Origin of the sequence: Mesorhizobium sp. M7A.F.Ca.CA.004.12.1.1 (assembly GCF_003997835.1) — a bacterium.
Lineage (GTDB): Bacteria > Pseudomonadota > Alphaproteobacteria > Rhizobiales > Rhizobiaceae > Mesorhizobium.
The window spans coordinates 1-13,032 of record NZ_RZRK01000069.1 but is presented as its reverse complement, the minus strand read 5'-3'; the positions used below and the strand labels follow the sequence as shown (position 1 = coordinate 13,032).

The 13,032-nt window shown below is 63.9% G+C and carries 14 protein-coding genes; 9 read left to right on the top strand and 5 right to left on the bottom strand.

Annotation, left to right across the window (positions count from 1 at the left end):
• Nucleotides 1–598 (top strand): molybdopterin dinucleotide binding domain-containing protein (locus EN984_RS06000; RefSeq protein ID WP_281057257.1); only part of this gene is annotated, 598 nt, incomplete at its 5' end.
• Nucleotides 599–664: 66 nt separating this feature from the next.
• On the opposite strand, the gene EN984_RS05995 is transcribed toward EN984_RS06000, so the two are convergent.
• Nucleotides 665–1,144, bottom strand: a complete 480-nt coding sequence (locus tag EN984_RS05995) for an Lrp/AsnC family transcriptional regulator (protein ID WP_164749052.1) — start codon at nt 1,142–1,144, stop codon at nt 665–667.
• A gap of 106 nt (nt 1,145–1,250) precedes the next feature.
• Between EN984_RS05995 and EN984_RS05990 the strand changes: the two genes are divergently transcribed.
• The 8 genes from EN984_RS05990 to EN984_RS05955 all read left to right on the top strand — a co-directional run bounded on the left by EN984_RS05990 (nt 1,251) and on the right by EN984_RS05955 (nt 9,301).
• Entirely contained in the window at nt 1,251–2,459 is a 1,209-nt protein-coding gene (locus tag EN984_RS05990; RefSeq protein WP_127268150.1) for a diaminopropionate ammonia-lyase, read from the top strand.
• Nucleotides 2,456–3,682 (top strand): Zn-dependent hydrolase, encoded by a 1,227-nt coding sequence (locus EN984_RS05985; protein WP_127268149.1) that lies wholly within the window; start codon nt 2,456–2,458, stop codon nt 3,680–3,682. The genes EN984_RS05990 and EN984_RS05985 overlap by 4 nt, the downstream gene beginning before the upstream one ends.
• A gap of 17 nt (nt 3,683–3,699) precedes the next feature.
• Nucleotides 3,700–4,872 (top strand): M20 aminoacylase family protein, encoded by a 1,173-nt coding sequence (locus EN984_RS05980; RefSeq protein ID WP_127273269.1) that lies wholly within the window; start codon nt 3,700–3,702, stop codon nt 4,870–4,872.
• A 404-nt stretch (nt 4,873–5,276) separates the two neighbouring features.
• A complete protein-coding gene (locus EN984_RS05975; protein WP_127269821.1) occupies nt 5,277–5,450 on the top strand; it encodes a hypothetical protein in 174 nt (57 codons plus the stop codon).
• A gap of 85 nt (nt 5,451–5,535) precedes the next feature.
• Nucleotides 5,536–7,629, top strand: coding sequence for an ATP-dependent helicase (locus EN984_RS05970; protein ID WP_127269823.1), 2,094 nt, complete (start codon nt 5,536–5,538; stop codon nt 7,627–7,629).
• Nucleotides 7,630–7,646: 17 nt separating this feature from the next.
• The gene (gene dapB / locus EN984_RS05965) at nt 7,647–8,426 is read left to right on the top strand and encodes a 4-hydroxy-tetrahydrodipicolinate reductase (RefSeq protein ID WP_127269825.1); all 780 of its coding nucleotides are present in this window, start codon (nt 7,647–7,649) and stop codon (nt 8,424–8,426) included.
• A gap of 396 nt (nt 8,427–8,822) precedes the next feature.
• Nucleotides 8,823–9,026: a DUF680 domain-containing protein gene (locus tag EN984_RS05960; RefSeq protein ID WP_127269827.1), complete on the top strand. Its 204-nt coding sequence runs from the start codon at nt 8,823–8,825 to the stop codon at nt 9,024–9,026.
• Nucleotides 9,027–9,073: 47 nt separating this feature from the next.
• Nucleotides 9,074–9,301 carry a DUF680 domain-containing protein gene (locus EN984_RS05955; RefSeq protein ID WP_127270735.1) on the top strand — a complete coding sequence of 76 codons (228 nt, stop codon included), beginning with the start codon at nt 9,074–9,076 and terminating at the stop codon, nt 9,299–9,301.
• A 140-nt stretch (nt 9,302–9,441) separates the two neighbouring features.
• Here EN984_RS05955 and EN984_RS38620 read toward each other — a convergent pair whose 3' ends face one another.
• The 4 genes from EN984_RS38620 to purN form a co-directional block, all read right to left on the bottom strand.
• The gene (locus EN984_RS38620; protein WP_236383115.1) at nt 9,442–10,389 is read right to left on the bottom strand and encodes an ATP-binding cassette domain-containing protein; all 948 of its coding nucleotides are present in this window, start codon (nt 10,387–10,389) and stop codon (nt 9,442–9,444) included.
• An 11-nt stretch (nt 10,390–10,400) separates the two neighbouring features.
• Entirely contained in the window at nt 10,401–11,594 is a 1,194-nt protein-coding gene (locus tag EN984_RS38615; RefSeq protein WP_236383102.1) for a hypothetical protein, read from the bottom strand.
• 189 nt (nt 11,595–11,783) lie between these two features.
• A complete protein-coding gene (locus tag EN984_RS05945; RefSeq protein WP_127270733.1) occupies nt 11,784–12,299 on the bottom strand; it encodes a histidine phosphatase family protein in 516 nt (171 codons plus the stop codon).
• 15 nt (nt 12,300–12,314) lie between these two features.
• A complete protein-coding gene (gene purN / locus EN984_RS05940) occupies nt 12,315–13,028 on the bottom strand; it encodes a phosphoribosylglycinamide formyltransferase (protein WP_127270790.1) in 714 nt (237 codons plus the stop codon).
• Nucleotides 13,029–13,032: the final 4 nt, after the last annotated feature.

Sequence of the window (13,032 nt, the reverse complement as noted above, 5' to 3'; positions counted from 1 at the left end):
GGGTAGTTTCGAAAGCTTGAAGGAAGACAAGTGGGTCGACCTGCAGCCGGACTTCGACACCGCGCATTTCATCAAGGGGTTCGGCCACGCCGACGGAAAATTCCGTTTCCGCGCCGACTGGACCGGGCAGGCGGCCCCCAACCGGCCGCCGAAAAGCATGGGCCTGTTCGGCCCGGTGGCGCTTCTGCCGGAATTTCCCGACCATGTCGACTTGATCGAGGTCGCCGACGAAGCGCATCCGTTCCGGCTGACGACGTCGCCGGCGCGCAATTTTCTCAACTCGACCTTTTCGGAAACGCCGGTGTCGAAGGCCAAGGAGGGCCGCCCGGAACTGCTTCTGCATCCCGACGATGCCGCAGCCCTTGGGTTGGCCGACGGCGATCGCGTCGAGGTCGGCAACACGCGCGGCGAAGTCGTGCTGCATGCAAAGCTGTTTGACGGGATCAAGCGCGGCGTGGTGATCGCCGAAGGCATCTGGCCAAACAGCGCCCATGAGCGCGGCGAAGGCATCAACGTTCTGACCGGCGCCGATGCGCCGGCGCCCTATGGCGGTGCTGCCTTCCACGACAACAAGGTCTGGCTGCGCGCGGCAGGCTGAGGTCGGCGAGAACTCCGCTCGTCTCGCGCCAGATCAGACCGTGCAGGATTTTTCGGCCGCCTGACGCTAGCCGGGTAAGGGCACCGTCAGCCCGACCTTGACCCGGTCCATCGCAACAAAAGTTCGGAACTTGCGGACATTGTTGCTGTCGAAGAACAGTTTTCGCGTCAGCGCCTCATAGGCGGCCATGTCGGCCACGGTGATGACCAGGATGAAATCGGCCTCGCCGGTGACATAGTAGCATTGCTGAACCTCGGGGGTTGCCGAGAATTGCCGCTTGGCCGCGTCGATCAGTTCGGCACGTTCGCTCTCGAGTTCCACCTCGACGAAGATGGTGATCGGCTGGCCGACCGCTGCCGGCTCGACGACCGCGACATTGCCGGCGATGACGCCGGTCTGCTCCATGCGCTTGATGCGGCGCTGCACCGCCGGCGCCGACAGGTTCACCGCCTCGCCGATCAGCCGCTGCGGCGTCGTGTTGTCGCGCTGCAGGATGGCAAGGATGGCGAGATCGAAACTGTCGAGCATGGGTGGCGATACAGGCAATGGAGAGGTCCTCGGCGAAACAAACTTGCATTTGGGAGGCCATATTGCAGCGCCCTTTGCACCGATCCTGCAATATATTCTCGCCGAACGCCAAGGAGGCCCGCCAGTGTTCCTGCTCAACCGCAATACTCTGCATCGCCTGCCACTCGATCCGGCCGATGCCGAAATCCTCGGCATGGCCGGCGCTGACACGGTCGAGCGTTTTCTTTCCCATCGCGACAATCACCTGATGACGCCACTGCATGCGCTTCCGGCGTTTGCCAGCGAGCTCGGAATTAGCGCTATCCATATCAAGGATGAAGGCTTTCGCCTCGGCCTCGGCAGCTTCAAGGCTCTGGGCGGCGCTTATGCCGTCTTCCGCCTGGTGCTGGAGGAGGCAGGCAACCGGCTGGGCCGGCCCGTCGATATGGCCGATCTCAATCGGCCTGATGTACGGGCCGTCACTGCTGCGATGACATTTGCCTGTGCGACCGACGGCAATCATGGCCGCTCCGTTGCGCAAGGCGCGCAACTCGTCGGCGCGCGGGCGGCGATCTTCGTCCACGCCGGCGTCAGCGAGGAGCGCATAGCGGCGATCGCCCGCTATGGTGCCGAGATGATCCGCGTCGACGGCAACTATGATGATTCGGTCAGGCAGGCCGCCCAGGTTTCGGCCGAGAAGGGCTGGACCGTCGTGTCCGACACCTCATGGCCGGGCTATGAACGGATTCCTAGCCTGGTCATGCAGGGCTATACGGCGATCGTGCGCGAAGCGCTGCGTCAGTTCCCTCGGACACCAACCCACGTCTTTGTGCAGGCTGGTGTCGGTGGCATTGCCGCCGCGCTGGCCGGTCATCTCGCCATCGTGCTCGGTGACGCCAGGCCGACCTTCATCGTGGTCGAGCCGGCGCGTGCAGCCTGTGTTTTTGCAGCCGCCCAGGCCGGGCACCCGGTCAAGGTCGCGCATTGCCGGCCGACGGTGATGGCCATGCTTGAATGCTACGAGGTCTCCCCGGTCGCCTGGCGGGTGCTGGCGCGCGCCGCCGATGCCTTCATGACGGTGGATGAGGCTGACGCCATCGCGGTGATGCGGCGGCTGGCCCGGCCGGCCGCCGGCGATCCGGTGATCGTCGCCGGCGAAAGCGGCGGTGTTGGTCTTGCCGGGCTGATCCGGGCGATGGCTGACAACCCGACCGAGCTTGGACTGGACGGCAAATCGCGGGTGCTGGTGATCAACACCGAAGGTGCCACCGACCCGCATCGCTATGCCGAGCTGATCGGCATGAGCCCGGCCGATGTGCTGGAAGGCAAGAGAAAAGCCGAGGCAACGGCATGATCGCCATCGATGCACAGCGCCTGCTTGGCCGTATCCGCGAACTCGGTGCCGTCGGTCGCGACGGCGAGGACAGGCTGATCCGGCTGGCCGCCTCCGACACCGACAAGCAGGGCCGCGATCTCTTCGTCGGCTGGCTGCGGCAGGCCGGACTCGATGTCGCCATCGACCGGGTCGGCAATATTTTCGGCACCTGGCAAAGCCCGGACAACAGGGAGCAGGCGCCGCTGCTCATCGGCTCGCATATCGACACCGTCATCGATGCCGGCATCTATGACGGCTGCTACGGGGTGCTTGCCGGGCTGGAAGTGATCGAGACGCTCAAGGCGACAGGCTTTTCGCCGTCGCGCCCGATCGCGGTCGCCGCTTTCACCAATGAGGAGGGCGTACGCTACACGCCCGACATGATGGGCTCGCTGGTCCACGCCGGCGGCATCGATGCCGAAACGGTGCTGGCGGCCGTCGGCACGGACGGCAGCGTGCTGGGGCAGGAACTCGCCCGCATCGGCTATGCCGGCGACCGGGAGCCCGGCTTCCTCAAGCCGCACGCCTATCTCGAACTGCACATCGAACAGGGGCCGGTGCTGGAACGCGAAGGTTTGCCGATCGGCGCGGTGGAGAATCTGCAGGGCATCTCCTGGCAGCGTATCACCATAGAGGGCGTCGCCAATCATGCCGGCACCACGCCGATGTCGATGCGCAACGATGCCGGCCACGCCGCCGCCCGGACCATCACCTTCCTGCTCGACCGGATCAAAGCCTCGAACGCGCCGACGGTGGCGACCGTGGGTACGATCCGCTTCGAGCCGAATGCCATCAACGTCATTCCCTCGCGCGCCGTCTTCACCATCGATCTGCGCGACCCCGACGAACAGCGCCTGCAGGCGGAGGAGGCGGCGCTTGCCGCCTATCTCGAGCAGCTTGCCACCGATGAGAACGTGACGATCTCGGTCGAGCAACTGGCTCGCTTCGAGCCGGTGATCTTCGACCTTCGCATCGTCGAACGAATCGAGGCGGCCGCGAAACGCCGTGGCCTTGGCGTCAGGCGCATGACGTCCGGCGCCGGCCACGATGCACAGATGCTGGCGCGCATCGCACCGGCGGCCATGATCTTCGTGCCGAGCGCCGATGGCATCAGCCACAGTCCGCGCGAACACACCGAAGATTCCGAGCTTGTTGCCGGGGCCAACATCCTGCTTGATGTGGCCGCGCAACTGGCAAACTAGGTCAGAAGGGGCGGAAAATGTCTGAACTCGATCGCGATGCGCTGAAGCAGGAAATGATTTTCTGGCGGCGCGATCTGCACGCGCATCCCGAATTCGGTTTCGAGGAGAAGCGTACCGCAGCCTTCGTCGCTGCCAAACTGCGTGAGTTCGGCCTCGATGACGTCAGCGAAGGCGTCGGCGGCACCGGTATCGTCGGCACGTTGACGCGCGGCAGCGGCAATCGGGCGATTGCGCTCAGGGCCGACATGGATGCACTGCGCATATCAGAACAATCGGACGCACCCTACCGGTCCGGCAATCCTGGCATCATGCATGCCTGCGGCCATGACGGCCACACCACCATGCTGCTCGGCGCGGCAAAGCTGCTGGCAGGTGAGGGCGGTTTCGACGGCACCGTGCGCTTCGTCTTTCAGCCGGCCGAGGAATGGGGCAGGGGCGCACTCGCCATGCTCGACGATGGGCTGATGCAGCGCTTTCCCTTCGACGAGATCTTCGGCCTGCACAATATGCCCGGCTTGCCGATCGGGCATTTCGAGACCCGTGCCGGCCCCATAATGTCGGCCGAGGATATCTTCGAGATCGTGCTCAAAGGGCTCGGCGGCCATGCCGCGCGGCCGCATGCGGGCAATGAGACGCTGGTCGCCGCCTGCGCGCTGGTCACCAATCTGCAGACCATCGTCTCGCGCCGGCTGAGCCCGGCCGACATATCGGTGGTTTCGGTGACCGAGCTGATCACCGACGGCACCCGCAACGCTCTGCCCGGCCTTGCCCGCATCCTCGGCGATGCGCGCAGCTTCCGCCCCGAGGTCAGCGCCGAGATCGAGCGGCAGATGCGCATCATTACGCAGGGCACCGCTGCCGCCTACAATGTCGCGGCCGAGGTCAATTACAGCAGGGAGTTCGTGCCGCTGCGCAACGATGCTGAAATGGTCGATGCAGCATTTGCCGCCGCAAGGCACGTCTTCAAACCCGGCAACATCGCCGTCGCTCGCGAGCCGATGACCGCCTCCGAGGATTTCGCCCGCTTCCTCGACCATGTGCCGGGCTGCTTCGTCTTCCTCGGCAATGGCGAGGGCTCGGCGCCGCTGCACAATTCCAGCTACGATTTCGACGATGACGGGCTGTTGTTCGGCACGAATTTCCATGTCGCGCTGGTCAGGCAACAATTGGGCGGCGAGGCGGGAAGATGAAGGAGATTGCCGGGATGCTGGCCAGGACAAGCTTGTGACGGACCGGCGACCGATAGGGCAGTGCGCCTCGGTACGCTTTTAACAAAGATAATCCCCCGATGACGCAGGGGAAAGACTCAGCTAGCCTTACCTGTGCGGCGGACCTAATTATCCGCTTGGCCGGCGCTTCACTCCTCCCAAGCGGCGCCGGCCTTCTTCTCCAAAAAGTCCGTCCGGGACGCCACAGCGGGTTGCGGCAGCACGCGAACCCCGCAAAACGCCAAGTTCCGCCTCCGGTTGCCTCAAGAATGCATCGGGGAGCGCTGGCGAAACCGCCCTCCATCTTCGACTGCGCGCGTGGACGATTGGCAAGGGAACCAAAGGCGGTTTCCCCGGTTGGTTCTACTCCAAAGGAGTGTTGCACTATGTTCCGTCTGCTCGTCGCCGGCGCCTTCGCCTATGTCACTTATCGTATCGCCAGGAAGATGGTCGAAAACGTGCCCGATACGGTCGACCCGCTGCTGTTGCCGCCGTCGCAATATGATCGCGAGACCTTGCGGCGGCAGTCGGCCGACATGGGTGTCGATCCGCAACGCTAAAGACACGGATGTCGCACTTCGGCCTGTCACGAGGCCAGCCCCGCATCGATATTGCGAACAAAGCAGAAACGATGCTTGATGGGGGATGAACCTCGCCACTGCTGATTCGACCTTTCGGGACCCGACCGTCCAGCCTGCCTATCTCGCCCGGCTCAACGATGCCCAGCGCCAGGCAGTCGAGCACGGCGACGGCCAGATAGCCGGTCCGCTGCTGGTCATTGCCGGCGCCGGTTCGGGCAAGACCAACACGCTAGCTCACCGCGTCGCCCATCTGGTCGTCAAGGGGGCCGACCCGCGCCGCATCCTGCTGATGACGTTCTCGCGCCGCGCCGCGTCCGAAATGGCCAGGCGCGTCGAGCGTATCGCCGGCGAAGTGCTCGGCCGCGATGCAGCTGTCATCACCGATGCGCTGACCTGGGCGGGAACCTTTCACGGCATCGGCGCGCGGCTGCTTCGCGACTATGCGCTGGAGATCGGCCTCGACCCTGCCTTCACCATCCATGATCGCGAGGATTCCGCGGACCTGATGAATCTGGTCCGCCACGAACTCGGCTTCTCGAAGACGGAAGCGCGTTTCCCCACCAAGGGAACCTGCCTTGCCATCTATTCGCGCGCCGTCAACGCACAGGCGCCGCTCAACGAGGTGTTGGGTTCCGCCTTTCCCTGGTGCGCCGGTTGGGCCGAGCAGCTGAAACAATTGTTCGCCGGTTATGTCGAGGCCAAGCAGGCGCAAAACGTGCTCGATTACGACGATTTGCTGCTCTACTGGGCGCAGATGGCGGCGGAGCCCGAGATAGCAGCGCATCTGGGCGGGCGTTTCGACCATGTGCTGGTCGACGAATACCAGGACACAAATCGCCTGCAGGCTTCGATCCTCATGGCACTGAAACCCGACGGCGCCGGGCTGACGGTGGTGGGCGACGATGCGCAGTCGATCTATTCGTTCCGCGCCGCCGAGGTGCGCAACATCCTCGACTTCCCCAACCAGTTCGCGCAAGCCGCCGACGTCGTGATGCTGGAGCGCAATTACCGCTCGACCGAAACCATCCTGGCGGCCGCCAATGCGGTGATCGGCGAAGCCTCGGAGCGCTTCACCAAGAACCTGTGGTCGGAGCGCAAGTCGACCGACAGGCCAAAACTGGTGACCGTGCGCGACGAGGTCGAGCAGGCCAATTTCGTCTGCGATACCATCCTGGCCGAGCGCGAGGCCGGCACGGCACTGAAATCGCAGGCGGTGCTGTTTCGCGCCTCGCACCACAGCGGCCCGCTGGAGATCGAGCTGACGCGGCGCAACATTCCCTTCGTCAAGTTCGGCGGCTTGAAATTTCTCGATGCCGCTCACGTCAAGGATGTGCTGGCGGTGCTGCGCTTTGCCGAAAACCCGCGCGACCGGGTCGCCGGCTTCCGCGTGCTGCAGCTGATGCCGGGCATCGGCCCTTCGGCTGCCGCGCAGATCGTCGAGACCATGACGACGGCGCTGGACGAGGCGATGGGGCTGGCCGGCTGGCGTCCGCCGCAACGCGCCGCCGATGACTGGCCGGGCTTCGTCTCGCTCTATTCCGGCCTGCGCGCCGGCGCCAAATGGCCTGCTGATCTCGAACAGATCAGGCTGTGGTACGAGCCGCATCTGGAGCGCATCCACGAGGATGCAACGACGCGCCGCGCCGATCTCTTGCAACTCGAGCAGATCGGCTCGGGCTACGCCTCGCGCGAACGCTTCCTGACAGAACTGACGCTCGATCCGCCGGACGCCACCAGCGACCAGGCCGGGCCGCCGCATCGCGACGAGGACTATCTGATCCTGTCGACCATCCATTCGGCCAAGGGCCAGGAATGGAAGAACGTCTTCGTGCTCAACACGGTCGACGGCTGTATCCCGGCCGATCTCGGCGTCGGCACCAAGGAGGACATCGAGGAGGAGCGCCGGCTGCTTTACGTGGCGATGACGCGAGCCAAGGACAATCTCAACCTGGTCATGCCGCAACGCTTCTTTCCGCACGGCCAGGCGGCGCGCGGCGACCGCCATCTCTATGCCTCGCGCACCCGCTTCATCCCGGCTTCGATCCTGGCTGCGTTCCAGCAGGTGTCCTGGCCGAGCGCACAGGCGGCACAGGGCAGGGCGGCTCGGCCGGAGGTGCGCGTCGACATCGGCGCGCGCATGCGCGGCATGTGGAAATAGCTGCGGGATAGCGCCCCATGTTGAAACCACCGGTCAGGGTCGCCATAGCGGGTGCGCTGGGCCGCATGGGCCGCGGGATGGCGTCCGCCATGCAGGGCGACGCGCGGCTGGCGCTCGCCGCCCGCTTCCACCGGCCGGGCAGTATCGGCGAAGGGCTGGTGAGCCGCGACGAGGCGCTTGCCGTGGCCGACCTGGTCATCGACTTCACCACGCCGGCTGCCTCGGCTGATCTGGCCAGCATTTGCGCCGAGCGCGGCGGGCCGTCCCTGGTCATCGGGTCGACGGGCTTCGATGCTGCTGAATTGGCTGCTATCGCCGACGCCGCGAAAACGATTGCCATCGTGCGCTCCGGCAGCTTTTCGCTCGGGCTCAACATGCTGGTCGGGCTGGTCGAGCAGGCGGCGCGGGCACTCGATCCCGATGACTGGGACGTGGAGATTGTCGAGGCACACCATCGCCACAAGGTCGATGCGCCATCGGGGACGGCGTTGATGCTGGGGCATGCCGTAGCCGGCGGACGCGGCATCGACCTGGACACGGTCGCAAGGCTTGCACGCGACGGCGTCATCGGCGCGCGGCCGACCGGCGAGATTGGCTTTGCGGTGCTGCGTGGCGGCAGCATCATCGGCGAACACAGCGTCAGCTTCTGCGCCGAGGGCGAGACCTTGACCTTGTCGCATGCAGCCGGCGACCGCGTCATGTTCGCACGCGGCGCCATCGCCGCCGCGCTCTGGCTCGAGGGACGCCCGCCAGGCGAATATGACATGCGCGACGTGCTGGGCATGACCGGCCTATAGCGGCCGGTTTGTCGTCCCGGTTGGACGTACGCACCCATATCTCGTCCACCTCCGCACCGAAAAAAGAACGCTGGAGGGGTCAGGTCTCTTCAAACCGAACCGTTCGGTTCGATTTCTGTTGACGGACTGTATAGCAGATGGTGAACGCTGGCCTGGTTGTCGGCCTCGGATAGTGGGAGAAGAATCTCACTAAAGATTTGATTTCGAACAATAAAATTATGACCGCCGGGGGCCTGTGCCAAATTTCAAGGCCCGGATTCAAGCTGCGGAGGAACATCTTCGTGATTGGAATCCGCGGCAGGGCAAACCCATCTCGGGGTGGTCCGAGCGACGCGAAATTCCTCCCAAGGGCACGCCACCAGACGGACAGAACAAAGAAATACTGGAGTAACTAAAATGACCAAGATCGCTCTTACCGCCGCCGCCATCCTCGTTGCCACGGGGACTGCTTTTGCCGGCAGCGACAACTATGGCTCGGCCAACGCCAATCAGCCTGCCGTCACTGTCGACCATTCGGTCACCGCTTCGACCTCGAAGTCGACACAGACCGTTCAGGCCCGAGCGTCGCAGGGCGCTGACCGCAATCTCTTCGGCCGCTAATCGCGACTGCCGATATCAACCCAATCTTGAATTCAGGAGTAAATAAAGTGACCAAGATCGCTCTTACCGCCGCCGCCATCCTCGTCGCCACGGGCACCGCTTTTGCCGGCAGCGACAACTATGGCTCTTACAATGCCAACCAGCCGGTTGCGAACCAGTCCGTGTCCAACATCGACACCACACACACCGGCTCGATCCCGAAGTCCGTAAAGACGCAGGGTGATGCCAATGCCAAGGTGCCGGCTCAGTCGGGCCAGGGCATCTGGGGTCGTTGATTTTCTGAAGTCTGCGACCACAAAGAGCGGTGGGCTTTGCCCGCCGCTCTTGTTTTATGCGTTGGGAAAATATTTCGAAATGACGAGCAGTCGGCTAAAGCTCGCCGGGCGGCGCCGGAAAAGTGCTCCACATCCATAATTCAGGTTTCGAGTGATGCACCCGCCCTGATCCAGGGCGCCGTCTGAGACGTTTCCGAGTTGATCATCTCGATCGGATTGCCCTTGAAGATAACGCTGCCGCCATTCTGCCCGGCGCCCGGACCCATCTCGATAATCCAGTCGGCTTGTGTGATGACGTCGAGATTGTGCTCGATCACCAGCAACGTGTTGCCGCTGTCGGCCAGCCGCCCCATCAACCTGACCAGCCTTGCCACATCCGACATGTGCAACCCTGTTGTCGGCTCGTCGAGGATGAAGATGCGTCCGATATTCTGCAACTCCGTTGCCAGCTTGATGCGCTGGCGTTCGCCGCCAGAGAGACTGCTCAGGGGTTGGCCAAGCGTCATGTAGTCAAGGCCGACCTCGGCCACACGGTCGAGTGCCGGGCGGATGTCCGGCTCGTGGAAGAAGCGCTGGGCGTCTGAAACGCTCATGCTCAGCACGTCGTCGATGTTCTTGCCGCGAAGCTTGTAAGCGAGCACCGCGTCGGTGAACCGTCGGCCGTGGCAGACCTCGCAAGCGCTGACGATGGTGTCCATGAAGGCCATATCCATGCGGGTGACACCGAGCCCTTTGCACCCCGGACAGGCCCCGGCCGAGTTGGAACTGAACAAAGAGGCACCGACGCTATTGGCTTCGGCGAATAGTTTTCGGATTGGGTCGAGGACCCCTGTATAGGTCGCCGTGTTCGAGCGTATGGAGCCGCCCAGCGCACCCTGGTCGATGCATACGGCGTCGGGGTAGCGACGCGAGAACACGCCGTTGATCAGTGAACTCTTGCCCGAACCGGCAACGCCGACGACCGCAGTGAGCACCCCTTGTGGAATGTCGACGCTGACGTTCTTGAGGTTGTGGAGGTTGGCGTTGCGCAGCTTCAACCAGCCTGTCGGGGGGCGCAGCACCGCTTTCGGGTGCGGTCGGGCCTTCATGAAGCGGCCGGTTAAAGTGTCGGATCGTTCGAGATCGGCCACCTTGCCCTCGAAGACGACGCGCCCACCACTCTCGCCCGCGCCCGGACCCATATCGATGACATGGTCGGCGATGGCGATGATCTGAGGATCGTGCTCGACCACCAGCACAGTGTTGCCCTTGTCGCGGATCTCTCGTAGCTGATATAGCCGAGCCCGATGCCAGTCATGTGGTCAAGTCGGGCGCAGAGCGCCGCGACGATCGGCACAGCCGCGGTCGTTGAAATTTCCGCGACAATGGGCACAAGATCGCTGGCCGGCATGGCGGCAAGGTCGGCTATGCTGTTGCCGTTGATCTTGCATGCCAGGACTTCCGGCCGCAACCGCGCCCCATGGCAATCCGGGCATAGCCCGCTGGTCACCACGCTCTCCAGCGCCTCGTTCCGGTCTGAACTCGACCGGTTGTGCAGAAAGCTGCGGTGAAAGCGCGGGATCAGCCCCTCATACATCGAACTCGCCCACCAGCCTTTGGCCGGATGCGGCGGCTTGTGTGGCTCGGCATTCAGCAAAAGCTCCCATTCCTCGGGACTGTAGTCTTCGAGTTTCTTGTCGTTGTCGAAATAACCCGACAGCACATAGCGCTTCCAGCGCGCGCTGCCGACAGCGAGAAGCGGGAAGCGGATAGCGCCATCGTTGAGTGATTTCGAGCGGTCGAGCAGTGCGTCGACATCAACCGTGGTGATGGCGCCGATCCCCTCACAGCGCGGGCACATGCCGTCCGGATGGTTGAAGGAAAAGACGCTGGACAGGCCGACAAATGGTTCGCCGACCCTGGAAAACAACAGCCGCAACAGGGCTTGGATGTCGGTGGCTGTGCCGACGGTCGAGCGGGCATTGCCGCCTAGGCGCTTCTGATCAACAACGATCGCCACCGCCAGATTCTCGATCAAATCCACGTCTGGCTGTCCATAGTGCGGCAGGCGATGGCGGGCGAAGGAACTGAAGGTCTCATTGAGTTGGCGCTGCGATTCCGCCGCGATTGTATCGAATACCAGCGAGGACTTTCCCGAACCCGAGACGCCGGTGAAAACGGTGATGAGCTTTTTTGGAATGTCGATGCTGACGTTCTTGAGATTGTGCTCGCGGCTGCCGACGACACGAATGGCCTCATGACTTTGCAGTTCGTGAGACCGCCAGGCGGTTTTGCGCAGGGGAGATCCGGTCATTTCCGGCTCGCGAGTTCAGTCAGCGGGATGGCGCACGTGCGGACCGGTTTGCTCGATTATCGGCGGCCCATATGGAAAAACTCGCTATATGCGGTCTGGTTCCCAACCAGGGCGGCTTCGCTGGAACATGCGATCGGCAACGTGCCCGACGCGTCGTTTTGCATGGGACGAAGCCGTGCGGGACAGGTCTTAGCGGAGATCCTTCGGCCTGAGGCAATGCGTCAGCCGCGCTCCGCCGAAGGCGAGATCCGTCCAGTCGGTGTCAACGGTGAAACGGGCCAGCGCCGCGGTCGGGAATTTTTCCTCAAGCCGGTTCCGAGCGGAGCCATCCGATTGGGAACCGGCAAGGCGCCGTGCGAATTCTTCCAGGCCGGGATTGTGGCCCAGCAACAGAATGGTGTTGGTTGCGGCCTTTACCTTGCTCAGCTCGGCGAGAATGTCCGCCGCCGTCGCTTCGTAGAGCGCTTCGACAAATTCGACAGGCGCCTCCATGGGCCACTCGGCCGCCACCAGCCGCCAGGTGTCGCGGGTGCGCAGCGCCGGCGACACCAGCGCCAGGTCCGGCAGCCAGCCGCGCGCCGCAAGCTCGCGCCCGATCGAGCGCGCCGCCTTCACTCCGCGTTCGGCCAAAGGCCGATCGAAATCATCAAGGCCAGGGTCGTCCCAGCTGGATTTGGCGTGACGAAGCAGGAGAAGCTGTTTCATCGTCACGCTCTCGCCTCACGGCGTGATGCGCGCCAGATGCTCGAGGTCGGTTTCCTCGCGCAGCGGGTCGGGGGCCATCACCACCGAAGTGCCGTTGTCGGCATCGTCGGCAAAGTGGGCAAGCACGGTGCGGCCGGCCTCCATGCGCGCCTTGCCTTCGGCAACCAGTCCCAATGCCAGCGGATAGAGCCGGTGCTCGGCCTTCAGCACGCGGGCTGCCAAAGTATCGGCGGTGTCGCCGACCATCACCGGCACGGCCGCCTGTGCGATGATCGGACCGTCATCCATCTCGGAGGTGACGAAGTGCACGGTGCAGCCATGGATGCGGATGCCGGCGGCCAGTGCGCGCACATGGGTGTCGAGCCCCTTGAACGCCGGCAGCAGGGCAGGGTGGATGTTGATCATGCGGCCCTGCCATCTCTGGACGAAGCCGGGGGTGAGGATGCGCATATAGCCGGCCAGCGCCACGATCTCGGCGTTGAAGGCCGCGAGCGCCGCGTCTATTGCCGCGTCATGCGCCTGCTTGCTGCCATGGTCGGCACGCGAGACGATCTGCGTGGCGATGCCGCGCGCTCTGGCGATGCCGAGCCCGGCGGCGTCCGCCTTGTCGGAAATGACACCGACGATCTCGGCCGGGAACGCCGGGTCGCTGGCCGCGGCAATCAGCGCGGTCATGTTGGAGCCGCGCCCCGAGATCAGGACGACGGTGCGTTTCCTCTGCGCGTTCATAGGC

Bases quoted from the DNA above. Each gene is read 5' to 3' on its own strand.
- EN984_RS05985 (WP_127268149.1), top strand. From the start codon at position 2,456: ATGATCGCCATCGATGCACAGCGCCTGCTTGGCCGTATCCGCGAACTC.
- EN984_RS05980 (WP_127273269.1), top strand. From the start codon at position 3,700: ATGTCTGAACTCGATCGCGATGCGCTGAAGCAGGAAATGATTTTCTGG.
- EN984_RS05975 (WP_127269821.1), top strand. From the start codon at position 5,277: ATGTTCCGTCTGCTCGTCGCCGGCGCCTTCGCCTATGTCACTTATCGT.
- EN984_RS05970 (WP_127269823.1), top strand. From the start codon at position 5,536: ATGAACCTCGCCACTGCTGATTCGACCTTTCGGGACCCGACCGTCCAG.
- dapB (WP_127269825.1), top strand. From the start codon at position 7,647: ATGTTGAAACCACCGGTCAGGGTCGCCATAGCGGGTGCGCTGGGCCGC.
- EN984_RS05960 (WP_127269827.1), top strand. From the start codon at position 8,823: ATGACCAAGATCGCTCTTACCGCCGCCGCCATCCTCGTTGCCACGGGG.
- EN984_RS38620 (WP_236383115.1), bottom strand. From the start codon at position 10,389: ATGAAGGCCCGACCGCACCCGAAAGCGGTGCTGCGCCCCCCGACAGGC.
- EN984_RS38615 (WP_236383102.1), bottom strand. From the start codon at position 11,594: ATGACCGGATCTCCCCTGCGCAAAACCGCCTGGCGGTCTCACGAACTG.
- EN984_RS05945 (WP_127270733.1), bottom strand. From the start codon at position 12,299: ATGAAACAGCTTCTCCTGCTTCGTCACGCCAAATCCAGCTGGGACGAC.
- purN (WP_127270790.1), bottom strand. From the start codon at position 13,028: ATGAACGCGCAGAGGAAACGCACCGTCGTCCTGATCTCGGGGCGCGGC.